Origin of the sequence: Salinispora oceanensis (assembly GCF_000383575.1) — a bacterium.
Classification (GTDB): domain Bacteria; phylum Actinomycetota; class Actinomycetes; order Mycobacteriales; family Micromonosporaceae; genus Micromonospora; species Micromonospora oceanensis.
Genome location: NZ_KB911579.1, coordinates 974,815 through 996,583 on the forward strand (window position 1 = coordinate 974,815; position 21,769 = coordinate 996,583).

25 protein-coding genes are annotated in these 21,769 nt (G+C 70.9%); 8 read left to right on the forward strand and 17 right to left on the reverse strand.

The window, feature by feature from the left end:
• Positions 1-4: 4 nt before the first annotated feature.
• The 3 genes from SALPAC4_RS0104285 to SALPAC4_RS0104295 form a co-directional block, all read right to left on the reverse strand.
• Positions 5-967, reverse strand: coding sequence for a zinc-binding dehydrogenase (locus SALPAC4_RS0104285; RefSeq protein ID WP_027644416.1), 963 nt, complete (start codon positions 965-967; stop codon positions 5-7).
• 130 nt (positions 968-1,097) lie between these two features.
• Entirely contained in the window at positions 1,098-2,273 is a 1,176-nt protein-coding gene (locus tag SALPAC4_RS0104290) for an NAD(P)-dependent malic enzyme (RefSeq protein ID WP_027644415.1), read from the reverse strand.
• Positions 2,274-2,415: 142 nt separating this feature from the next.
• Positions 2,416-2,817: a S24 family peptidase gene (locus SALPAC4_RS0104295; RefSeq protein ID WP_033664855.1), complete on the reverse strand. Its 402-nt coding sequence runs from the start codon at positions 2,815-2,817 to the stop codon at positions 2,416-2,418.
• A 24-nt stretch (positions 2,818-2,841) separates the two neighbouring features.
• On the opposite strand from SALPAC4_RS0104295, the gene sodN reads away from it, so the two are divergent.
• Positions 2,842-3,246, forward strand: coding sequence for a superoxide dismutase, Ni (sodN, locus tag SALPAC4_RS0104300; protein WP_018216841.1), 405 nt, complete (start codon positions 2,842-2,844; stop codon positions 3,244-3,246).
• A gap of 140 nt (positions 3,247-3,386) precedes the next feature.
• Positions 3,387-3,788, forward strand: a complete 402-nt coding sequence (locus SALPAC4_RS0104305; RefSeq protein WP_019869303.1) for an ATP-binding protein — start codon at positions 3,387-3,389, stop codon at positions 3,786-3,788.
• Positions 3,789-3,837: 49 nt separating this feature from the next.
• Here SALPAC4_RS0104305 and SALPAC4_RS0104310 read toward each other — a convergent pair whose 3' ends face one another.
• Positions 3,838-4,227, reverse strand: coding sequence for a hypothetical protein (locus tag SALPAC4_RS0104310; protein ID WP_019869304.1), 390 nt, complete (start codon positions 4,225-4,227; stop codon positions 3,838-3,840).
• Between the two features lie 42 nt (positions 4,228-4,269).
• Between SALPAC4_RS0104310 and SALPAC4_RS0104315 the strand changes: the two genes are divergently transcribed.
• Positions 4,270-5,220 (forward strand): diacylglycerol/lipid kinase family protein, encoded by a 951-nt coding sequence (locus tag SALPAC4_RS0104315; RefSeq protein ID WP_019869305.1) that lies wholly within the window; start codon positions 4,270-4,272, stop codon positions 5,218-5,220.
• A gap of 422 nt (positions 5,221-5,642) precedes the next feature.
• Complete coding sequence (locus tag SALPAC4_RS0104320; protein ID WP_025616811.1) at positions 5,643-5,900, forward strand: WhiB family transcriptional regulator; 258 nt, start codon at positions 5,643-5,645, stop codon at positions 5,898-5,900.
• Positions 5,901-6,011: 111 nt separating this feature from the next.
• Here SALPAC4_RS0104320 and SALPAC4_RS0104325 read toward each other — a convergent pair whose 3' ends face one another.
• From SALPAC4_RS0104325 to SALPAC4_RS0104340, 4 genes are read right to left on the reverse strand one after another with little or no spacing between them, the layout of a single operon-like run.
• On the reverse strand, positions 6,012-6,773 hold the full coding sequence (locus tag SALPAC4_RS0104325) for a sirohydrochlorin chelatase (protein ID WP_019869306.1): 762 nt from the start codon (positions 6,771-6,773) through the stop codon (positions 6,012-6,014).
• Positions 6,755-7,510, reverse strand: coding sequence for a phosphoadenylyl-sulfate reductase (locus SALPAC4_RS0104330; protein WP_019869307.1), 756 nt, complete (start codon positions 7,508-7,510; stop codon positions 6,755-6,757). The genes SALPAC4_RS0104325 and SALPAC4_RS0104330 overlap by 19 nt, the downstream gene beginning before the upstream one ends.
• Complete coding sequence (locus tag SALPAC4_RS27690; RefSeq protein WP_019869308.1) at positions 7,507-7,665, reverse strand: hypothetical protein; 159 nt, start codon at positions 7,663-7,665, stop codon at positions 7,507-7,509. Before SALPAC4_RS27690 ends, SALPAC4_RS0104330 begins: the two co-directional genes overlap by 4 nt.
• The gene (locus tag SALPAC4_RS0104340; RefSeq protein ID WP_019869309.1) at positions 7,662-9,386 is read right to left on the reverse strand and encodes a nitrite/sulfite reductase; all 1,725 of its coding nucleotides are present in this window, start codon (positions 9,384-9,386) and stop codon (positions 7,662-7,664) included. Before SALPAC4_RS0104340 ends, SALPAC4_RS27690 begins: the two co-directional genes overlap by 4 nt.
• A 324-nt stretch (positions 9,387-9,710) precedes the next feature.
• Between SALPAC4_RS0104340 and SALPAC4_RS0104345 the strand changes: the two genes are divergently transcribed.
• Complete coding sequence (locus tag SALPAC4_RS0104345; protein ID WP_019869310.1) at positions 9,711-11,159, forward strand: glycosyltransferase family 39 protein; 1,449 nt, start codon at positions 9,711-9,713, stop codon at positions 11,157-11,159.
• Positions 11,160-11,180: 21 nt separating this feature from the next.
• On the opposite strand, the gene SALPAC4_RS0104350 is transcribed toward SALPAC4_RS0104345, so the two are convergent.
• Positions 11,181-12,707, reverse strand: coding sequence for a sensor histidine kinase (locus SALPAC4_RS0104350; protein ID WP_019869311.1), 1,527 nt, complete (start codon positions 12,705-12,707; stop codon positions 11,181-11,183).
• A gap of 25 nt (positions 12,708-12,732) precedes the next feature.
• Positions 12,733-13,764: an SIS domain-containing protein gene (locus SALPAC4_RS0104355; RefSeq protein WP_019869312.1), complete on the reverse strand. Its 1,032-nt coding sequence runs from the start codon at positions 13,762-13,764 to the stop codon at positions 12,733-12,735.
• A 185-nt stretch (positions 13,765-13,949) separates the two neighbouring features.
• On the opposite strand from SALPAC4_RS0104355, the gene SALPAC4_RS0104360 reads away from it, so the two are divergent.
• Positions 13,950-15,764, forward strand: coding sequence for a tetratricopeptide repeat protein (locus SALPAC4_RS0104360; RefSeq protein ID WP_019869313.1), 1,815 nt, complete (start codon positions 13,950-13,952; stop codon positions 15,762-15,764).
• A 20-nt stretch (positions 15,765-15,784) separates the two neighbouring features.
• Here SALPAC4_RS0104360 and SALPAC4_RS0104365 read toward each other — a convergent pair whose 3' ends face one another.
• Positions 15,785-17,362, reverse strand: coding sequence for an MDR family MFS transporter (locus SALPAC4_RS0104365; protein ID WP_019869314.1), 1,578 nt, complete (start codon positions 17,360-17,362; stop codon positions 15,785-15,787).
• 110 nt (positions 17,363-17,472) lie between these two features.
• Here SALPAC4_RS0104365 and SALPAC4_RS0104370 point away from each other — a divergent pair, with 110 nt between their 5' ends.
• Positions 17,473-18,057 carry a TetR/AcrR family transcriptional regulator gene (locus SALPAC4_RS0104370; RefSeq protein ID WP_019869315.1) on the forward strand — a complete coding sequence of 195 codons (585 nt, stop codon included), beginning with the start codon at positions 17,473-17,475 and terminating at the stop codon, positions 18,055-18,057.
• Between the two features lie 13 nt (positions 18,058-18,070).
• On the opposite strand, the gene SALPAC4_RS0104375 is transcribed toward SALPAC4_RS0104370, so the two are convergent.
• Positions 18,071-18,574, reverse strand: a complete 504-nt coding sequence (locus SALPAC4_RS0104375; RefSeq protein ID WP_019869316.1) for a GNAT family N-acetyltransferase — start codon at positions 18,572-18,574, stop codon at positions 18,071-18,073.
• Complete coding sequence (locus SALPAC4_RS0104380; protein WP_018216856.1) at positions 18,571-18,792, reverse strand: biotin/lipoyl-binding carrier protein; 222 nt, start codon at positions 18,790-18,792, stop codon at positions 18,571-18,573. Before SALPAC4_RS0104380 ends, SALPAC4_RS0104375 begins: the two co-directional genes overlap by 4 nt.
• A 260-nt stretch (positions 18,793-19,052) precedes the next feature.
• Between SALPAC4_RS0104380 and SALPAC4_RS29085 the strand changes: the two genes are divergently transcribed.
• On the forward strand, positions 19,053-19,127 hold the full coding sequence (locus tag SALPAC4_RS29085) for a 50S ribosomal protein bL37 (protein WP_372492465.1): 75 nt from the start codon (positions 19,053-19,055) through the stop codon (positions 19,125-19,127).
• A gap of 92 nt (positions 19,128-19,219) precedes the next feature.
• Here SALPAC4_RS29085 and rsrA read toward each other — a convergent pair whose 3' ends face one another.
• The 4 genes from rsrA to SALPAC4_RS0104405 form a co-directional block, all read right to left on the reverse strand.
• Positions 19,220-19,507 (reverse strand): mycothiol system anti-sigma-R factor, encoded by a 288-nt coding sequence (gene rsrA / locus SALPAC4_RS0104390; RefSeq protein WP_025616801.1) that lies wholly within the window; start codon positions 19,505-19,507, stop codon positions 19,220-19,222.
• Between the two features lies 1 nt (position 19,508).
• The gene (locus tag SALPAC4_RS0104395) at positions 19,509-20,315 is read right to left on the reverse strand and encodes a sigma-70 family RNA polymerase sigma factor (protein ID WP_019869318.1); all 807 of its coding nucleotides are present in this window, start codon (positions 20,313-20,315) and stop codon (positions 19,509-19,511) included.
• Positions 20,316-20,520: 205 nt separating this feature from the next.
• Positions 20,521-21,189, reverse strand: a complete 669-nt coding sequence (locus tag SALPAC4_RS0104400; RefSeq protein ID WP_019869319.1) for an alpha/beta hydrolase family protein — start codon at positions 21,187-21,189, stop codon at positions 20,521-20,523.
• Positions 21,190-21,242: 53 nt separating this feature from the next.
• The gene (locus SALPAC4_RS0104405; protein ID WP_027644414.1) at positions 21,243-21,632 is read right to left on the reverse strand and encodes a WhiB family transcriptional regulator; all 390 of its coding nucleotides are present in this window, start codon (positions 21,630-21,632) and stop codon (positions 21,243-21,245) included.
• Positions 21,633-21,769: the final 137 nt, after the last annotated feature.

Sequence of the window (21,769 nt, forward strand, 5' to 3'; positions counted from 1 at the left end):
TCGCTCAGGCGGTGTGGTCGACGACCACCTTGCCGAAGACGTCGCCGGAGTGCAGGCGGGCGAAGGCCTCCTCGACCGCGGTGAACGGCACCACCCGGTCCACCACCGGGCGCAGCCCCCGCTCGGCGCAGAAGGCCAGCAACGCGGCCAGCTCGTCCGGGGTGCCCATTGAGGTGCCGAGGATCTCCAGCTGCATGGCGAAGACCCGGCGCAGGTTGACGGTGGGTTCGTGTCCGGCGGTAGCGCCGGAGACCACGATCCGGGCCATCGGCGCGGCTGACTTCAGCGAGTGGTCGAAGGTCGCGGCACCGACTGTCTCGATCACCAGATCCACCCGCTCCGGCAGCCGGGCGCCCGGTTCGACGGCGGTCGCGCCGAGCGCCGCGACCTGCTCCCGCTTGGCGGCGTCCCGGCTGGTCGCGTAGACCCGCTTACCCATCGCGGCGGCGAGCGCGACAGCCGCGGTGGCCACACCTCCCCCCGCCCCCTGCACCAGCACGGCGCCGGCCTCGTCCACCCGGCCCCGAGTGGTGAGCATCCGCCACGCGGTCAGCCAGGCGGTGGGCAGGCAGGCGGCGTCCGTCGCCGCCAGGCCCGCCGGCAGCGGCAGCAGGTTCGCCCGGGGTACGGCGACCCGTTCGGCCAGCGTGCCCGGGAAGTGCTCGGAGAGGATCGAGACCCGGCGTGGATCGCTCGGCGTGGGGATCACCGGGTAGACGACCACCGGGTTGCCGTCCGGGTCAACGCCGGCCGCGTCGCAGCCCAGGATCATTGGCAGCTGCTCCGCGCGGAGTCCGACGCCGCGCAGCGACCAGAGATCGTGGTGATTGAGCGCGCTGGCGGTGACCTGGACGGTCACCCAGTCGTCGCCGTGGTGCACGGGTTCAGGCCGCTCGCCGACGGTGAGCGCGGCGAGCGGATTGGCGTCGTCGAAGCGGGAGGCGAAGGCAGCACGCATGATCGGCACGGTAACAACCCGGGCGGGTGACCAGAAGGCCCGTTGGCGTGTGCGCGGCGACACGTCGGTTGCACCGGCACGCCGCGCGGACCCCGCCGCCTGGACCCGGCCGTCGCGCCGCGCGGACCCGCCGCCGCGCCTACCGGGTTACGCCGTCGCGCCGCGCGGCCTCGGCGACCGCCGCGGCCACCGCGGGGGCGACCCGCGGGTCGAGCGGTGACGGAACGATCGCCTCGGGTGTGAGCGAGTCGGCCACCACCCCGGCAATCGCGTCCGCCGCGGCCACCTTCATGCCATCGGTGACCCGGGTGGCCCGGGCGTCCAGCGCTCCGCGGAAGACACCGGGGAAGGCGAGCACGTTGTTGATCTGGTTGGGGTGGTCGCTTCGGCCGGTGGCGACCACCGCGACGTGCCGGGCGGCCACCTCCGGCTGCACCTCGGGGGTGGGGTTGGCCAGCGCGAAGACGATCCCGTTCGGAGCCATGCCGGCCACCGCCGCCTCGGGGATCTGGCCACCAGAGACCCCGATCAGCACATCGGCGCCGCGCAGCGCCTCGGCCACGTCACCCCGCCGGCCGTCACCGTTGGTCAGCTCTGCCAGCTCGGCCTTGGCACTGGTGAGACCTTCACGGTGCGGCCCGATGATGCCCCGGGAGTCACAGACCACCACCTGTTCCGGGTTTACTCCGCCGGCGACGAGCATCTTGGTCACCGCCACTCCGGCGGCGCCCGCGCCACTGATCACCACCCGAAGGTCGCCGAGTTTCCGGGTGAGCAACGCCGCCGCATTGCGTAGCGCAGCGAGCACGACGATCGCGGTGCCGTGCTGGTCATCGTGGAAGACTGGGATGTCCAGTGCCTCGTCGAGGCGCCGCTCGACCTCGAAGCAGCGCGGCGCGCTGATGTCCTCCAGGTTGATGCCGCCGAAGGAGGGGGCGAGGGCCCGTACCGCCGCCACGATCTCGTCCACGTCTTGCGTGTTCAGACAGATCGGCACCGCGTCCACCCCGCCGAACTGCTTGAAGAGCACGGCCTTGCCCTCCATGACCGGCAACGCGGCGTGTGGGCCGATGTTGCCGAGCCCCAGCACGGCGGAGCCGTCGGTGACGACCGCGACGGTGTGCCCGGTCCAGGTGTAGTCATCAGCGAGCCCGGAGTCGGCGGCGATGGCCGCACAGACCCGGGCCACCCCGGGGGTGTACGCGAGGGAGAGGTCTTCCCGGCTGGTCAGCGGGACGGTCGAGGCGACGGCAAGCTTGCCGCCCCGATGCAGTCGGAAGACCGGGTCCGCAGGGTCCACAGTGGACGATGACATTGGTGACTCCAGGATCTGTCGATACAGCTGGACCGGCCGGTCCGGGCGCGAGGTGGGCGCTGACCGGCGGCGCGAGGTATGGGGGTCACCCGGGACACCTGCCGAGCATAGTGCGGCGCACGCCGCCCGGATGTGAGTAGGGTCATACTCCACGGCGGCGCAGCAGCCGAGGCCGCGGCCAGTAGCGCGCCACCACCCGCCCCCAGATGTCCGCCCCACCGTACGCCCGTGAGTCGTCAGTGACCAACGGGTTGTCGCCCACGATCCACCAGCCCTCCGGGGTCGGACCGACCGCTCGCTTGACCACCAGCAGGTCGGGGCGGCTCCGAAAGATCGCGACCACCACGTCACCGGCCCGGATTCCGCGGTCCCCCCGGCGCACCAGTACCGCGTCGCCGTGCCGCAGGGTCGGCGCCATCGAGGGACCCGTCACCAGGACGGCGGAGAGCGACCAGCGGGCGCCCGGCGCCGGGCACGGCGGGGGCGGGGGCATGCCGTTCACCTCCACCGGGTACGGCGTCCAAGTAATGTCGTGCTCGATCATCGCAAACTTCCCAGGAGGCTCCTGATGCGACTTCCACGCATCCTCACCCCCCGAGTGACCGCCAGCGCCCACTGCGACCTGCCCTGCGGCGTCTACGACCCGGCACAGGCCCGGATCGAGGCCGAGTCGGTGAAAATGATCTGCGAGAAGTACCAGGCCAACACCGACCCGGAGTTCCGCACCCGGGCCATCCTGATCAAGGAGCAGCGGGCCGAGCTGGTGAAGCACCACCTGTGGGTGCTGTGGACCGACTACTTCAAGCCGGCCCACTTCGAGAAGTACCCGCACCTGCACCAGCTCTTCAACGAGGCCACCAAGCTGGCCGGCGCGGCCGGCGCCAAGGGCGCGACCGACCCGGCGAAGGCCGACGAGTTGCTGCAGAAGATCGACGAGATCTCGAAGATCTTCTGGGAGACCAAGAAGGCGTAGGCGAAACGTCAACGGCGACGGCCGGCGCGTCCGTGGCGGCGCCGGCCGTCGCCGTGGTAGCTGAGTCGGGGGCACCGGGTAGAGTTCCTTGACGGGCCGCCACCCCCGATCCGGGTAGCGGGCGCCCGGGGGGATGACGCGTGACTCCGACGACCAGCCAACCCGCCAGCGACGACGTGGTGCACCTGACCGTGCCCGCAGACGGTGGCTATCTGAGTGTGCTCCGCACAGCCACGGCCGGGCTCGCGGCCCGCCTACAGTTCGCCCTTGACGAGATCGAAGATCTCCGCATCGCGGTTGACGAGGCATGCGCCATGCTGCTTTCGATCGCCCCCCAGCACGCCGAGCTGGAGTGCCGGTTCTCCGTGACCGACGATGCACTCGCCGTTGAGGTCACGGTGCCAACCTCCCGCGGTGCGCGACTGCCGGGCGAGTCCTCCTTTGCCTGGAAGGTACTCACCGCGTTGACCACCTCGGCCGCCGCTACCGCTGAGAACGACCGCGCAACCATCTCCCTGCTTACCCGTCGCGTCGCCGGCTAGGTCGAACCAATCGCGCCCCACCGGTCCGGACCGAAGAGGGCCAACGCCCTCACTCGAAGCCGAGGGCACGGGTCGTCGGCGTACTGAGCAACAGGGCGGTGACGCCGAGGCCAAGCGCCATCAGCGGCCCGCCCAGCCACCCGATCCCGCCCTCGATCATGAACCATCCCATCGGCAACAGCATCAGCTGAAGCACGATCGACGGAGCTCGGGCACCCGCCCGACACCGGGCGAGCGCCCCGCCCAGCGCCCAGAGCACGGCCGCCACACCCGCGGCGAACGCTGTCAGCAGCAGCGCCGACGTCAGGTCGACGGTGGGCGCCACGAGGTTGGCCCAGAGCAGCCAGCCAGCGATCAGACCAACAGCGACCGCCTCACCACGCAGCGTCAGGACGGCCCACCGGAGCGGACCGGGTATCTGGTTGGAGGCGATCGTCACGCGACCACGATACCGGTGTTGCCACGCGGTACAGTGCCGCCCATGCGGGCCGTCCTGGTGGTCAACCCCAAGGCCACCACCACCAGCGAACGCAGCCGGGATGTCCTGGTCCGGGCGCTGCGCAGTGAAGTCGACCTGTCGGTGCGCTACACCCGAAGCCGGGGGCACGCCACCACCTTGGCCCGCCAGGCGGCCGAGGAGGGCGTTGACCTGGTCGTGACGCTCGGTGGCGACGGCACGGTAAACGAGGTCGTTAACGGCCTGATGTCCGCGCTACCGACGACGGGGCCGACCGGGGGAACGCCGGCCGAGCAGCTGCCCGCCCTGGCTACCGTGCCGGGCGGTTCGACGAACGTCTTCGCGCGCGCTCTCGGCCTACCCCGGGAGTGGCCGGACAGCACCAGCATGATCTTGGAAGGGCTGCGGCTGAACCGGCATCGCACCATCGGCCTGGGTCGGGCGGATGAGCGGTACTTCACCTTCTGCGCCGGCTTCGGAGTGGATGCCGCGGTGATCCACCGGGTGGAACGGTCCCGCCGGCGCGGACAGGTCTCCACGCCCAGCCTGTACTTCCGATCAACCCTCGCCCAGTACTTCCTCGCCTCGGACCGTCGACACCCCGCCATCGCCCTCCAGCGACCGGGCCAGCCCACCGAGGAACAGCTCGCCACAGTGATCGTCCAGAACACCGCACCCTGGACGTACCTCGGCGACCGGGAGGTGAACCCGAATCCAGGGGCATCATTCGACCTCGGCTTGGACGCGTTCGCACTACGGCAGCTCCGGGTGACCAGCACAACACGGACGATCACTCAATTCTTCGGCCAAACACCGGGTCCGCACGGCAAACAGGTACTCCGCCTCCACGACGAGGCCGAGTTCACCTTGATCGCCCGCCACCCACAGGCATTCCAGCTCGACGGTGAGTACCTGGGCGAGCGCGAGAAAGTCGAATTCACCGCCGCGCCCGCGGCGGTACGAGTAATCTGCTAGCTCTCGGGCACCCCTCGGTTGAGCCGGCCCGTCCGACAACGATTGGCGCCACGGTGGGGTGAGTGACGGAAATGTCAGCGAAACCAGCGCCGCCGCACTATATTGATCCCCGACTGTGGTACTCCGAGTATCCGGAGACCCGGGCAAATCAGGACAGACAGGTTGTGGGCTTGCTCACCGCGCGGAGTTTTCCGAGCGTCACCCTTGACATCGCGAGAGTTCGTGAAAGTATTCACAAGCGACTTGAGTTTCCGGGACATTGCCTGGACGCGCTCAGCAGAATGAGCGATTCCAGCAGGTCGACGGAGCCAACAGCCTGCTCACGCACTGCCAGCAAGCCGGACGCGAACCGTTACGGCCGGCGCTGCGGATGCATATAGCAAGCCATCTGCCACCCATCCAGAATGAGGAGTGTTGCCGCCATGGACTGGCGTCACCATGCTGTCTGCCGCGACGAGGACCCCGAGCTGTTCTTCCCGATCGGGACGTCCGGTCCGGCCCTCCTGCAGGTGGAGCAGGCCAAAGCCGTCTGCCGGCGCTGCCCGGTGACGGACCAGTGCCTGCAGTGGGCCCTCGAGTCCGGCCAAGACGCAGGCGTCTGGGGCGGGATGAGCGAGGAGGAGCGGCGCGCCGTCAAGCGGCGCGGCGGTCTCCGGGTGCTGCGCGCTCACACCGCCTGACCACCAGCCGAAAAGCGGAACGCCCCGGTCGGCCCAACCACCGGGGCGTTCCGCTGCCCGGCCAGGGTCAACCCGACACCCTGCCACCACCGAGACGACACCACAACGGGTCTAGCCAAAGGCCGCGTCGACCCGGCGGAGGACAAGGTCAACCAGCTCGGGAGCGTCCGAGAGCGGCGCCGCCACCGCCACCGCACCGGCCTGCCGGGCCGACACGGTCACTGCGTCGTGGAACAGCCCGGGCGCCAGGAAGTACGCGGCCACAGCCACCCGCCGCGCGCCCCGTACTCGCAGGCGGGTGACCGCCGTGCCAGCAGCGGGCGGGGCAGCTGAGGCGTAGGAGACCAGGGTCGGAACGGCCAGGGTCGCCCGCAGCGATGCCGCCACCCGCCCCACCGAGGCGCGCGCGACCGGGTCCCGGGTGCCCGCAGCGGCCAGCACCAGCCCGTCGTAGCCCTCCGGCTCTGCCTCGGCCAGACGGCGGCGCAGCCCGGCCAACAACGCCGGATCGACCCCCCGGACGGCGGGACCGAGCACGTCGGTCACCCGTACCGCCAGCTCGGGAACCGTCTGGCGGACCGCCGCAACGGCCGCCGGGATGTCCACCCGCCGGTGGTACGCGGCGGTTAGCAGCAGCGGCACCAGCACCACCCGGGGGAAACCCGCGCCAGCCAACTCCCGCAACGCCTCCGTGGGACCGGGACGGGTGTGATCCAGCCAGCTCGGCACCACCCGCCGGCCAGGCCGAGCGGCGGACACCGCCGCAGCCAGCGCCCGCGTCGCCGCGGCGGCCCGCGGGTCTCGACTGCCGTGCGCGACCAGGAGCACCGGGTCCCCGGGTCCCCCGGTCTCGCTCAGCCGTGCAGGCCGCACTCGGCCTTCTCGAACATCGCCCACCGGCCGGCCCGCGGATCCTCCCCAGCCTTCGTCCGCCGAGTACAGGGCCAGCAGCCGACCGAGCTGTAGGCCTGGTCGAACAACTCGTTGACCGGCACATCCCAGCGGGAGATGTAGCTCTCGACATCGTCCTGCGTCCATGCCGCGATCGGGTTGACCTTCACCTTGCCCCGACGCGCGTCGAAGGTCACCACCGGAGTGTTCGCCCGAGATGGCGACTCGTCCCGGCGCAGCCCCGCGGCCCACGCGTCGTACCCCACCAGGGCCCGCTCCAGCGACTCCACCTTGCGCAGCTGGCAACAGTCATCCGGGGAGCGGTGGAACAGCCGCGGCCCGTACTCGCCGTCCTGCTGGCCGACCGTCAGCCGGGGTCGGATCGAACGGACGTTCACCGGCATCGTGCGGGCGACCTGATCCCGAACCCTGAGCGTCTCCGGGAAGTGCAGCCCGGTGTCCAGGAAGACCACATCAACGCCGGGTGCGACCCGGGAGAAGAGGTGTACGAGCACCGCGTCGGCCATCGAACTGGTGACGCAGAACCGGTCCCCGAACGTCTCGACCGCCCACCGCGCCACCGCCAGCGCGGGTGCGCCCGCCAACTCCCGGCCGGCCGCCTCGGCCAGCCTCCGCAGCTCCTGCCGGTTCGCTTCCGCAGCGGCCGGTTCACCGGCCCCGACCAGGCCGAGGCCGGCCGCCCAGAGCAGACCGCTCACCGGAGCACCGCCTTCGCCAACAGCCCATGCAGCCGGACGGTGAAAACCCGGGCACAGGCGTGGCAATCCCAACTGCCGTGCCCCGCCTCGCTCGGCCGCAGATTTTCCTCCCCGCAGTACGGGCAGTACAGCGGGACGGAACGGGTGTCACTCATCGCAGCTCCCCCTCGTCGGCCCGGATCACCCAGCTGGCGAACGTTTCCCCGTCGGCGCGACCAGCCAGGTAGCGCCGGGCCAGCTGTTCCACGTACTCCGGGAGCTCCGCCGCCGTGACCTTCAGGCCCCGCGGCTTGCGACCGAACCCCGCGGCTCGGCCCTGCGCCATGCCCAGACCACCGCCGAGATGCACCTGGAAGCCCTCCACCTGGCGGCCGTCCGCGCCGACCATCAGCTGACCCCGGAGACCGATGTCAGCAACCTGGGTACGGGCGCACGCGTTCGGGCAGCCGTTGAGGTGGATGGTGATGTCGGCGTCGAAGTCCCGCAGCCGCTCCTCCAGCCGTGCCACCAACTCCGCGCCCCGCGCCTTGGTCTCGACGATGGCTAGCTTGCAGAACTCGAGGCCGGTGCAGGCCATGGCGCCCCGCCGCCACGCCGATGGCCGAGCCGACAAGCCAATCTCACCCAGCGCCTCGACCAGGGACTCCGTCCGGTCCGGCGGCACGTCCAACACCAACAGCTTCTGGTACGGAGTCAGCCGAACGCGTTCGCTGCCGTGCGCCTCGATCACGTCGGCGAGCCGGGTGAGTTGGCTACCCGAGACCCGGCCGACCGTCGCGGCGGCCCCGACGTAGTTGCGCCCGTCGCGCTGCTCGTGCACCCCGATGTGGTCAATCTGCTGTGCCGGCAGCTCGGCCGACGGTCCGTCCCGCAGAGCGCGGCCCAGATACTCCTGCTCCAGCACCTCCCGGAACTTCGCCACCCCCCAGTCGGCGACCAGGAACTTCAGCCGGGCGCGGTGGCGCAGCCGCCGATACCCGTAGTCGCGGAAGATGCCCGCCACCCCCGCCCAGACGTCCGGCACCTCGTGCAGCGGCACCCACACTCCCAGCCGCTGGGCGAGCATCGGGTTCGTCGAGAGGCCGCCACCGACCCAGAGGTCGAAGCCGGGTCCGTGGTCGGGGTGCACCGCCCCGAGGAAGGCGATGTCGTTCGTCTCGTACGGCGTATCCACCAGCCAGGAGATCGAGGACTTGAACTTGCGGGGCAGGTTGGCGTACTGCTTGTCGCCGACGTAGCGACGGACGATCTCGTCGATCGCCGGCGTCGGATCGACCACCTCGTCGCGGGCCACGCCAGCGACCGGGCTACCGAGCACGATCCGGGGGCAGTCCCCGCAGGCCTCCGTGGTCTGCAGGCCGACCGACTCCAGTCGACGCCAGATCTCCGGCATGTCCTCGACCCGGATCCAGTGGTACTGGATGTTCTGCCGGTCGGTGAGGTCGGCGGTGTCCCGGGCGAACTCGCGGGAGATCTCGGCCACCACCCGAAGCTGGGCCACGGAGAGCTGCCCGCCGTCGACCCGCACCCGGAGCATGAAGAACTCGTCCTCAAGCTCGTGCGGCTCCAGCACCGCGGTACGCCCACCGTCGATGCCGGCCTTGCGTTGCGTGTACAGCCCCCACCAACGGAACCGACCCCGCAGGTCCTGTGGATCGATCGAGGCGAAGCCCTGGTGGGCGTAGATGTTCTCGATCCGGGCCCGGACGTTGAGTGGGTCGTCGTCTTTCTTGATCCGCTCGTTGGCGTTGAGCGGCTCGTGGTGGCCGAGGGCCCACTGGCCCTCCCCGCGGGGGCGGCGGGGGGCCCGGGCCGATTGGGGTATCGGGTCCTCGGGCCGGGCCGGGTTGCGCAGCACCATCGTGGCGTCCTCCATTGTCTGCGGTGCCTCGTGGCCGCTGCGCCGAGCGCGGTGGCCGGCCCCGGCACGACGGGCTGGGCTGGGGCGGAGTAGCCGGCGCAGAGCGCCCGAGACAGCTGGGTCGGGCGTCGTCAGTGGGCCGGACAGATCGCGCTGCGCACGCGGCCAAAATCGACGTGGCGACGGGCCACGAAGTAGCGCACAACGGCGGCAGCCATGACGTAATGCTGCCACGGCGTCAGCGAAGCAGCCAAGGTTCGCGTGCGGCATCCCACATCACGGTCGGCGGTGTTCCGGTCCGGCCCCCCGGGGGCCCGGCGCTGTGCGAGGCTCAGCGGCATGGGCACGCGAACCGTGCCGCAGCCGCCGGTGTGGCTGCCGCCGGCGCTGCTGACGCTCGCGGTCACCCTCACCGACGTGGCCGGGGCGCAGCTCTGGCGAGATGAGTTGGCGACGTGGAGCGCCGCCACCCGCCCGCTCGGCGACCTGGTCCGGCTCGCCGGCACGATCGACGCCGCCACTGGGCCGTACTACCTGCTGATGCACCTTTGGGTGGCCGGAGCGGGCGATTCGGTCGCCGCCCTGCGGCTGCCGGCCGTGCTCGCCATGACCACCACCGCGGCCCTGACCGCCCTCCTCGGTGCACGGCTGTACGGTCGGTCCGCCGGACTACTCGCCGGCCTCCTCTTCGCGGTTCTTCCCAGCACCTCCCGGTACGGGCAGGAGGCCCGCCCGTACGCGCTGGCTACCGCCCTCGCTGTCCTGGCGACGCTGTTGCTGGTCGTTGCCCTGGCTCCGGTGCCGGCGGGCCGGCGGGCCGGATCTCGGCTCCGCTGGGCCGGCTACGCCGCCGCGCTGGCCGCGCTGGGCCTCACCCACCTGGTCGCCCTCACCCTGCTCGCGGCCCACGTGGTGGTGGTGCTCGCCGCCCAGCGGCGGCACCCCGACCGACGCCTCGTCGGGTCCTGGCTGCTGGCGCTCGTCCCGGTGGTGCTGTTGGTCGGTCCGCTGCTCTGGGTCGCCCACGGCCAGCACGCCCGCCAACTCGACTGGGTGGACCCGGCCCGCCCCGCCGATCTCGCCGCGTTGGCCGGCGGGGTGACGCAGAGCGGGGTGGTCGGGGGTCTGGTGGTCGGGCTCGCCGCGCTCGGTGCCGCGACACTGGGACGATCGGCGCTACTGCCCGGGGCCGCCGTGCTCCTGCCGGTGCTGCTGGTCTTCGCTGTCGGCGCGGTTGTCCCCCTCTGGGTACCCCGATACCTGGTCTTCGTGGTGCCGTTCGGCTGCCTGCTGGCCGGGGTCGCCCTGGCCCGGGTGCCGTTTCTACCGGCGCTGACCGTCGTGGCCCTGGCCGGGGCGCTTGGCCTGCCGGCCCAGGCGGCGCTACGGCGGACCCACGAGTGGCCCCGTTCGGCGCTGGTCGACTACGCCGGTGCGGCCCAGATCGTGGCGGACGGGCAGCGCCCCACCGACGCGGTCGTCTACTCGCCCCGGGAGGGCTGGCTCTTCCTCGACCTGGGCCTGGCTTATCACCTGGGCGACCACCGCCCCCGGGACGTGCTGCTCACCGCCAGCCCGGCCCGCCGGGGCGACCTGTGGGCCGCCGAGTGCGCCCGCCCGGCCCCGTGCCTGGCTGACACGGATCGGATCTGGCTGGTGCTGGCCGGTCGGCACCACGACCCGCTGGCCGCCGTACCCGGCCCGAAGGGAACGGCGCTACGCGACGGGCGGATGGTCGAGCAGGTCTGGCATCCCCCTGGACTGACCGTCGCCCTGGTCCGCCGGTAGCCGGCGCCGCCCCTCGGATGGTCACAGCCGGTTGAGGGGAAGGACGAGCAGCGCCTCGGTGCCGCCGCTGGCGCTCGTCCGCAGCTCGATCGTGCCACACAGCTCCCCGGTGACCAGCGCACGGACGATCTGCAGGCCGAGGCTACCGCCGCGCTCGGCGTCGAAGCCCGGCGGTAGTCCACCACCGTTGTCGGCGACCGACACGTGCAGGATCTTGCGAAACCGATGCGCCGAGACCACCACCTCGGGGGAGAAGCCCACGGTTCCTAAGTGCTCACCAACCTCGTCATCGGCGGGGAACCCGTGCTCGACGGCGTTCAGCAGAAGCTCATTGAGGACCATCACCAGCGATGTGGCGAGCTCGGCGGTGAGCACGCCGAAGCTGCCCTGACGGCGCATCCGGACGGTCGACTCGGTCGCCGCCACCTCGGTCGCCGCGCTCGCCACCCGGTCCACGATCCCGTCGAACTCGACCACCTCATCGTTGGACATGGAGAGCGTCTCGTGTACCAACGCGATCGAGGCGACCCGGCGGACCGACTCCTCCAGCGCGATCCGCGCCTCCGGCATGGCTACCCGGCGGGCCTGCAGCCGCAGCAGGGCGGCGACCGTCTGGAGGTTGTTCTTCACCCGGTGATGGATCTCCCGAATGGTGGCGTCCTTGGTCATCAACGCCCGGTCCCGGCGCCGGACCTCGGTGACATCGCGGACCAGCACCAGCGCGCCGATCGGCACTCCGGCCGGGATCAGCGGTAGCGCCCGGGTCAGCATCGTCGCCCCACGCGCGTTGATCTCACGTCGGGGCGGTGCCTCGCCCCGAAGTGCGGCGAGCGCCGCGTTGGCCGCGTCGGTCCCCTCGAGCGGGTCATCGGCGAGGCGCCGGTGTAGCGCCGCGAGATCCTCCCCCACCAGGTCCGAGGCGTAGCCGACCCGTCGGTACGCCGACTGCGCGTTCGGGCTCGAATACGTCACCCTGCCGCCCGCATCCAGCCGGACCAGGCCATCGCCGACCCGGGGAGCGGAGGTGGTCTCCCCCGGGTGCCGGGGCGGCGGGAAGGTGCCGTCGGCGAGCATCTGCGCCAGGTCGTCCGCCGTGGTCAGATAGTTCAGCTCCAGCTGGCTGGGGGTCCGAGCGGTCGACAGGTTGGTGTCCCGGCCGACCACGGCGATCACCTCGGCCTGCTCACCGTCGGCGGCCCGCAGCCGCACCGGGATCGCCTCGTGCCGCGCGGGTACGTCCCCGTACCAGACCGGATCGCCCTCCCGCCAGATCCGGCCTCGCCGGTAGGCGACCTCCAGGTGGTCCACTTCCGGCCCACCGGTGATTCGGCCTACCTGGTCATGCTGGTACGCGGTGGGCGCGGTGGTCGGTCGAACCTGGGCCACGCAGAGAAACGTCCCGTCCTCGCCCACCGGTACCCAGAGCAGCAGGTCGGCAAAGGACATGTCAGAGAGCAACTGCCAGTCGCCCGCGATCCGGTGCAGATGATCGATGTCAGCGGGACGTAGCTGGGTGTGCTCGTCGGCGAGGTCGCGCAGCGTGGACACGCCGCCCAGCCTGCCACGCCGGAGCTCACATCGTCGCGGTGACCTTCTTCAGACCCCGGGGCGCGTCCGGGTTCTCGCCTCGGGCCAATGCGAGCGCCAGGGCCAGCCGCTGCAGCGGCAGGATGTCCAGCAGCGGCGCGTACCGCTCGTCAACCTCGGGAACGGCGATTCGCGTTGTGGTGGGCACCTCCGCCGAGCCGACCACCACCACATCGGCGCGGCGCTCGCCGAGCCGTGGCAGCACCTCCCCCATCGCCTGGCCGCCGGGGCCGGAACCGACCACCGCGAGCACCGGCACGTCCGGATCGGTCATGGCGAGCGGACCGTGCAGCAGATCGGCACCGGAGAAGGCGAGCGTCGGTAGGTACGAGGTTTCCATCAGCTTCAGCGCGGCCTCCCGCGCGGTCGGGTACGCGTATCCCCGGCCGGTCGTGACCAGCTGCGCGGCGAACCGGTACCGGGGGGCGAGCTGGGCGGGCGTCGGGTCGGCGAGGGTACGTGCGGCGAGTTCGGGCAGCGTGTCGAGGGCGCTGCGCTCAGTGGCCGGCAGCGCGCCGTCGCCGGCCCGAATGCCCTCCACCAACATGAGCAGGGCGAGCAGCTCGGCCGTGTAGGTCTTGGTGGCGGCCACCGCCCGTTCGTGCCCGGCGGCGATGTCCACGCTCAGCTCCGCCGCCTCGGCGAGTGGCGAGTCCGGCGCGTTGGTGACTGCGAGGGTGAGCGCGCCGGAGTTCCGGGCGGCCCGCAGCACCTCGGTGAGGTCCGGGGAGCCGCCGCTCTGGCTCACCCCGACCACGAGCGCGGCGGAGAGGTCTGGCCGGGCCCCGTACGCGGTTACTGAGCTGGGCGAGGCGAGCCCGGCGGGCAGACCCAACCGGATCTCGGTGAGGTAGGTGCCGTAGAGCGCGGCGTGGTCTGAGGTGCCGCGGGCGGTGAACACCACGTGCCGCGGGCGGTGCTCGGCGATGGCGGCGGCGACCCGAGCGATCGGCCCGGCATGCTCAGCGGAGAGCAGGCGGGCGTATGCCGCCGGCTGCTCGTCAATGTCGGCGGCCATGCCGGCCCCTGGACGCGTCACAGAAACTCCTCCTGGTGCGCGATTCCCGCGCGTTTATGTTCAGTCTTGCACTTTTCAGCGCCCAAGCGCAACATAACGAGCAGCAGCGCTAGACCATCGCTAAAAATCCTCACTATCACCTACGCTGACCGACCGGAGCGCAATCACCACGGCGGGAGAAGAACGTGTCCCCGGACAAGCGAGACCTGCCGGCCGCGGAGGAACTGACCCTGGCCCGGCTAGCGCTCACCGAGGGCGACCTGGCGCACGCCGCCGCCCATATCGCGGGGGCGCTGGCACAGGCACCGACCCTTCCCGAGGCACACGAGTTACTCTCCCGGCTCGCCGCCGTCGCCGGCGACGGACTCGACCTCTTTCCCCTGCACCAGAACGTCTTCGTCGGAACCGTGGTCGCCCGGGCCCACCTACTCGCCGCTGTCGGCCGGCCCGCCGAAGGGTTGGACCTGCTCGTCGCGGCCACTGGCTACGCGCCTGCCGAGCCATGGGCGGAGGTGCCCTGGGTTACCGCGCCCGACCTGGCCGAACGCCTCGGTCCGGAGCGTACCGCTCAGATTCTCATGCAGGTTTGCGCCGCGACCGCCGATCCGACGCCCCGAACTGGCCGGGCCGCCCTCACTCCCTACCTCACGCTGGCGCGCAACGCGGTGACCGCGCACCACGGACACGCGCTGCTGTTCGGAGCCGCCTCCGCATTGGCCCGGCGGCTCGGCGAGGTGGCGCTCGCCGTCCAGTGGGCCGCTCAGGGGTTACGCGCCGAGCCATCCAAGATCGGCGAGGTGTGGCTCGGGTACGCCTATCGAAGCGCGGGGCGAATCCGAGAGGCCCTCGCGGCGCTGGAGCGTGCCGTCGCGCACGACCCGGACGACCTGGCCGTCTACGCCGACATCGCCGGCACCCTCGCCGACCACGGACGGCTGGACGAGGCGCTTGACTGGATCAACCGGGCGCTCGCCCGGGACCCGACGTTTGACTGTGCGGTGCACACCGCCCAGCGGCTGCGCTTCCAGCGCGACGGCGATGTCGCCCACCTGATCGCACTGGCGGACTTCGCCCGGGAGCACCCCGAGGATTCCCACGAGCACACCGACCTCGCCGAGTCCTGCTCCGGCCAACCCTGGCTCGGGCAGATCACTCCGGCCGCCGGCCCCGCTGTTGACGCGCTCCTGGCCAACCATGCCGGCCGTCAGCTGGGAGCCACCGTCCGGTTGGGGTCGCCGGTGCCACCGAGTGCCCTGCACACCCTCACCCGGTCCGTGCCCGGGCTGCGCGTCCAGCTTGCGCCGGGGCCCGGCCCGGACCCGCGGGAACCCCGACGCGCGGTGACCTGGCACCTGTGGCGGCACGACGGCACGCCCGCCGTAGAAGCCCCCTCGCCACTGGCGGCGGAGCACCTCCGGCAGTTCGTGCATCCGGCGTGGCCCCACCCGCCGGCGGCGTACGACGCCGCCGTGGCCCTGGCCACCCTGGACCTGACCGACCTACTCGGTCTGCTGGCCCATCCGCCGGCGACCCCACCGACCGCGCTGGGTCGGGTCCTCAACGAGCAAAACCCGTCCCTCTGGGTCCGCAGTGTTCAGGTGTGGGCCTGCCTCGGGCTGCTGCACCACCGCACCGACGAGCCGTGGCCGACCTCCACCCGCCGGGCCGTGCTGCTGGACCTGGCCTGGGGCGTTGAGGACTGGGCTACCGAGGCCGCACTCTTCGCCCTGGTCACCGTCGCCTGGGTTGACCCGGCGGTTCGCCCCGAGGTCGCCGGGGTGGTCGCCGAACGACTCGCCGATGCGGTCGAGGTGGCGCGAGCCCGTCCGGTCCCGATCGCCCGATCTTTGGCGCAGCTGGCACTGGCCACCCCGGACCTGGCCCCGGAGTCCCGAGCGCTGGCCGAGGCGGTGGCCGGGGGTCGGCCGCCGGCTCCGGCGCCGCCAAACCCGCTTCGCCGCCTCTGGCGACGCATCACGACAACCTTTCGCCGCCCCTGACCTCGCCGGCCGACGCTGGGTCAGCGGTGGGGCTCCGGGCGTCGGCGCTCCGCCTCGCCGGCCGGCACCGGGATGTTCTCGGTCCGCAGCGGAATCTCCCTGATCAGCCAGGCGAGCACCGGTACTACGAGGGTGAACAACAGGGCCCACACGAACACGTGCGAGACCGCGTCGGCGAGACCACCGAGGACCAGCTCCCGGACCGCCTCTGGTAGCTCCCGAAGTTTCGCGAGGTCCATCGCCGCTCCGGCCTCACCACCGCCGAACATCCCGCCACCAGGGGAGCTGGCCAGCCGGCTGGCGAAGACGGCCCCGAAGAGCGAGATGCCGAACGAACCACCGATCGAACGGAAGAAGGTCGCCGCGCCGCTGGCCGCGCCCAGATCACGCTGATCAACGCTGTTCTGCGCAATCAGCATCGTCGTCTGCATCAGGAAGCCCATGCCGACGCCGAGCACGAGTAGGTAGAGCGAGGACTCCGCCACTTCGGTCTGCGCGTCAAGCCGCGTCAGCAGGACCATGCCAACACTCATCACCACACCGCCGACAATCGGGAAGACCCGGTACCGGCCGGTCCTGGTGATCGTCCGCCCCACCACCAACGAGACCACCAGCATGCCGAACATCAACGGCAGCAGAAGCAGCCCGGACTCGGTGGCGGTGGCGCCCTGCACCGTCTGCTGGTAGAGCGGCAGAAAACTCATCGCCCCGTACATCGCGAAGCCGAGCAGGAAGCCAATCACCGAGATCAGCGCGAAGTTTCGGTTGGCGAAGAGGGAAAGCGGCAGGACCGGCTCAACCGCCCGCCGCTCGACGACCCCGAACACGGCGAGCGAAGCCACCGCGAGGACGATCAGGCCAACGATCTGCGGCGAACGCCAGGCGTACTCGTTGCCGCCCCACGTGGTGATCAGCACAATCGCGGTGATGCCGACCGCGAGCAGTGCGGCACCGAGCCAGTCGATCCGGTGCTCGGTGCGATGCCGGGGCAGCCGCAGGGTGGCGACGAGCAGCACCAGCGCGACCCCGCCGAGGGGCAGGTTGACGTAGAAGGCCCAGCGCCAGGAGAGATGGTCAGTGATGAAGCCACCGACCAACGGGCCAGCCACCAGGGCGATCGCCATGATCCCGGCAATCATCCCTTGATAGCGGCCCCGCTCTCGGGGCGGCACCAGATCACCGATGATCGCCAACACACCGACCATCAGGCCGCCCGCGCCGAGGCCCTGCACCGCGCGGAAGGCGATCAGCTCCACCATCCCGTCGTCCGGACCGCCGAGCAGGTCGGAGCCCGCCATGCCGCAGAGCGCGGATCCGACCAGGAAGATCACCACTGAGGTCAGGAAGATCGGCTTCCGGCCGAAGAGATCACCGAGCTTGCCCCAGATCGGAGTGGAGACGGTGGTCCCGAGAACATAGGCGGTCACAACCCAGGTGAAGTGGTTCAGCCCGCCGAACTCACCCACGATCCTCGGCAGTGCGGTGCTGACGATCATGTTGTCCAACATCGCCAGCATCATGGCGATCATCAGGCTGAAGAGCACGATCCGGATATTCGGTCGCGGTGGTGCCGGGGCCGCCTGGGTTGCCTGGGTCATACGTTGTTCCCCTCGGGGGTGATGAGCTTACTTGCCGACCGGCTAGCCAGCTTACTAGCCGTACGGTAAGTTGGGGTGCCGACGACAGTCAAGCGGGTCAGGTGATGAGAGTGCGGGAGAGCACCGGCAGTACACGGGAACGGATCAAGACCGTCGCCCTGGAGCTCTTCACCGAGCAGGGCTACGAGAAGACCTCGCTCCGGGAGATCGCCGAACGGCTCGACGTGACGAAGGCGGCGCTCTACTACCACTTCAAGAGCAAGGACGAAATCGTCAACAGCTTCGTCGAGGACCGCCTCGATCAGCTGGACGACCTCGTCGCCTGGGCCGAGGCCCAACCCGCCACCCTGACCACCCGGCGGGGCGTTATCAGCCGGTACGCGGACACGATGTGCGCCGGGCAACACTCGTCAGTGATGCGCTTCTTCGAGCAGAACCAGACAGCGTTACGGAGTCTCGCCGCCGGCCAGCGGATACGGGAGCGGATGTTCCAGCTGGCCAACCTGCTCTGTGGCGACGACTCCTCCCCCGAGGCCCAACTCCGGGCCACCCTCGCGCTCTTCTCCGTCCACAGCAGTTGGTTCGGGGTACGAGCGCCCGGTCTGACCGACCAGGAGCGCAGGGAGGTCGCCCTGAAGGTGGCCGACGAACTGATCGTCGCCATCGGCCCACCCCCGACCGACGCCCCCCGCTGACCCAGCCCCCAACTCAGGCGGGAAGCGGAAGCCGCAGTCCACGCAGGAGTACACCGGCAACCGGCGACCAGTCCAGCTCCGGCGCCCGAGCGAAACCCCGCCGCTGATAGAGCCGCTGCGCCGAGGCGGCGAGGCCATCCCGAATACAGATCACCAGGGCGGAGCAGCCCAACTCGGTCGCCCGCGCCACGCACGCCTCCACCAGAGCCGCGCCAACTCCCCGCCCCTGCACTGCCGGGTCCACGGCGAGCATCCGGAACTCCGCCTCGCCGGCTCCGGAGAGCTCGGCGTAACGGGTACCGGGCAGGACGAAGAGGACCGAACCGAGCACGGCGTCGGTGCCGGCGTCCACGGCGACCAGCACCTCACCGTGCTCCACCCGAGCCGGGACATCGGCGAGCACAGCCGCGTAGCCGTGCTCCCCCTTGAGCTGCCCGTCCGCCTCGTAGGCGGCGACCGTCAGCCGGGCGACCGCGGCATGGTCAGCCGGCTTGACGGGGCGGACCAGGACACTCAACCGATCACCGCGATCAGGTCGCCGTCCTGCACCACGTCCCCCTCGTTGACCGCCAGCTCCTGCACGACGCCGTCGGACTCGCTGACGACCGGGATCTCCATCTTCATCGACTCCAAGATCACCAATGTGTCCCCCTCGGACACGGTGTCCCCGGCCGACGCGACGACCTTCCAGACGTTCGCCACCATCTCGGCGCGGATCTCCTCGGCCATCTCCACAGCCCTTTCTCTCGCGACTGTCCTGCCGACGTATCCAATCATGAGCCGGGTCGGGGCGGGGCAGCCACGCCAAGACCAGACATCCAGCCTGGCAGGCACCAGTACCACCCGAGCACGCTTCGAGAAGCGGGGCGGGGCCTCGCCGGGCGACGACGCGGGCCGGGCCCGTCCGCCGATGGCAACGGCACTAGGGTCGGACAGGTCCGTTTCCCCGCCGCGGCGATCACACCGCCGGGGCGCCCACCAACGAGGAGGTCACCATGGCCAAGAGGGCCCGGAAGAAGAAGGCCCGTAAGAAGGGCGCGGCCAACCACGGCAAGCGCCCCAACTCCTGAGCCGCCGCCGCGACCTGGCCCAGCCGGCTCGGCCCGCGGAAACGACGGTGGCCCGGACCGAATCGGTCCGGGCCACCGCGGTGTCACCCCGGTCAGTCAGCCAACTCACGCGACTCACTGCTGCCGAAGACCACGAGTTCGGCGAGCTTGCTGCGAAGCCGCTCGCGAAGCTGGTCAGGCGCGGTCTCGTTACCGCAGCAGCGGGCCACGAGCGCCTGGACCTCCTGCTCGATGCCGTATTCGCGCAGGCACGGACCACACTCGTCGAGGTGGTGCCGGATCAGTTTCCGCCGCTCCTCGGCGCACTCCAGGTCCAGATACAGGTAGACCTCCGCCAACACCTCGCGGCAATCCGTCTCGTGCGGCTCTCCACAACTCACGTCATACCCCCCGGCCGGTCGAGCCCTTGGCCGACGACGCAGAGCTGAAGCCCCGCTCGGCCGCGTACTGCTCCAGCAGCTTGCGCAAATTACGACGACCGCGGTGCAGGCGTGACATCACGGTGCCGATCGGCGTACCCATGATCTCGGCTACCTCCTTGTAGGAGAAGCCCTCGACGTCAGTGAGGTAGACAGCCAGCCGGAACTCCTCGGGTAGCTGTTGGAGCGCCTGCTTGATGTCGCTGTCCGGCAGCCGGTCCAACGCCTCCGTCTCAGCGGAGCGCAGCCCGCTGGAGGTGTGCGACTCGGCCTCGGCGAGTTGCCAGTCGGTGATCTCGTCGGTCGGCGCCTGAATTGGCTGCCGCTGCCGCCGGCGGTAGGAGTTGATGTAGGTATTGGTCAGGATTCGGTACAGCCAGGCCTTCAGGTTGGTTCCCTGCTCGAACTGGTGAAAGGCTGCATACGCCTTCAGGTACGTCTCCTGGACCAGATCCTCGGCGTCTGCCGGGTTGCGGGTCATCCGTAGGCCAGCAGCGTAGAGCTGGTCAACGAAGGGCATCGCGTCGCGCTCGAAGCGGGCCCTGCGCTCGTCCGTCTTCTCGGTGGTCAACCGCGCATCCCCTCGGGTCGGATGTTTCCTCGCCGAGGATACGTGTAACACCCCGCCGACAGATTCACTTCCACCCAGGTGCCCGACCGAAACCCGGTCCGCCGGCGCCACCGCTGGCCAGTTCGGCCCCTCCAGCACGCGGTGCCGCCGCCGCGTTTCCCGATCGTCCAGCTCCCGGGCCTGCGTCTCGACCGGCACCGGCCACCCCCCTCGTCGGAAAAGTCGTCCGCGGGGTGTAACGCAGGTCGGCGGGGCGGGAATTCCAGCCATCGGCCCCTATCCTGGTCCCGGCCCAACCTCGGCGGGGGCGGAGCTGGGACCAGGAAGGGCCCGGGAGGACCGGCGCCGCCGCCGGGCTGGGGCAGGCGGCACCATCCAAAGCAACGAAAGTCTTCCACCGCGGTCACGCCCCCTCGGCGCGGTCGGACGATCCCGCCCCACGCAACGGCCGATCCAGAGGGCGGGTCCAGCCGCCGGCGCGCAGCCAGTCGAGGACGACCGCCGCCGCGCCCGCCGGATCCTTGCGCAGCTCATGCCGCTCCCCCGGCCGGACGACGACTCGCACCGTCGGCACCGCGGCCACCGGCACCCCGAACGGGTCCCGGTCACCGTTCACCACCAACGTCGGCACGCTGGCCGGCAGCTCGGCGGCGCGAGACCGCTCCGGCCGGCCCGGTGGATGCAGCGGAAACGCCAGGGCCACCACGCCGGCGGCCCCAACCGCGTCGGCGGTGCGGCAGGCCACCCGGGCGCCGCTGGAACGGCCGCCCGCCACCAGCGGAACTCCGGGACACCGCGCCCGAAGCACGGACAACACCTCCGTCCAGGCCACGTCGAGTTGCCGCGCGGGCGCGGGTGCGCGGCGGCCCGCGAGCCGGTAGGGCTGGGTCACGCGGGCGACAACCAGACCAGCGGTCAACGCAGCCTCCCGGAGCGCGAGCAGGTCCGGCGCATCGACCCCGCCGCCCGCTCCGTGACCGAGCACCAACAGAGCGGCCGGCGGACCGACGGGCCGGTCGAGTTCCACCCCGGCCGGCCCGTGCGGAGTGATGATCTCCTCGGTCGGCGTCACGCCACCATTCTGACCGTCACGCCGATGTGCAGATCACGCCGCCACGCCGGCCGTCAACGGCCGAGCGGCACCGGGGCCAGCCGCCGGCCCCGGACCAGCGGCCGGCCAGCATCGGTTAGTGCTGGCTGAACCTCGCCGCGCCAGGCGACCAGCATGGCCCGGCGCTCGCGCGGGGTGGTGCCACCCCAAACGCCGTAGCAGTCACCGACCTCCAGCGCCCAGGCGAGACAGGCCCCCTGCACGTCGCAGGTGTGACAGAGCGCCACAGCGGCGTCCGCCGGCTCGTTGGGTGCCGGAAAGAAAGTTTCCGGGTCAACGCTTTGACAGAGACCCCTGGTACGCCATGCGTCGTCTCGCTGACGCTCGTGCAGGGCCCGCAACAGGCGCGTGTCACGTCGTGCAGCTGCAACCTCGTGTGGACGGGGCATACGTGCCCTGGTCATCCACCCACCTCCCCCGTGGGACCGGAAATCTCGGGCGCGACTCGCTGCATGCGGATCGACACCCACCACCGGCGCTCTGGTGTATCGCACTTTTTGAAGTCGATACAAGGGGTAGCGGGAAAAAGTTGAATTAACCA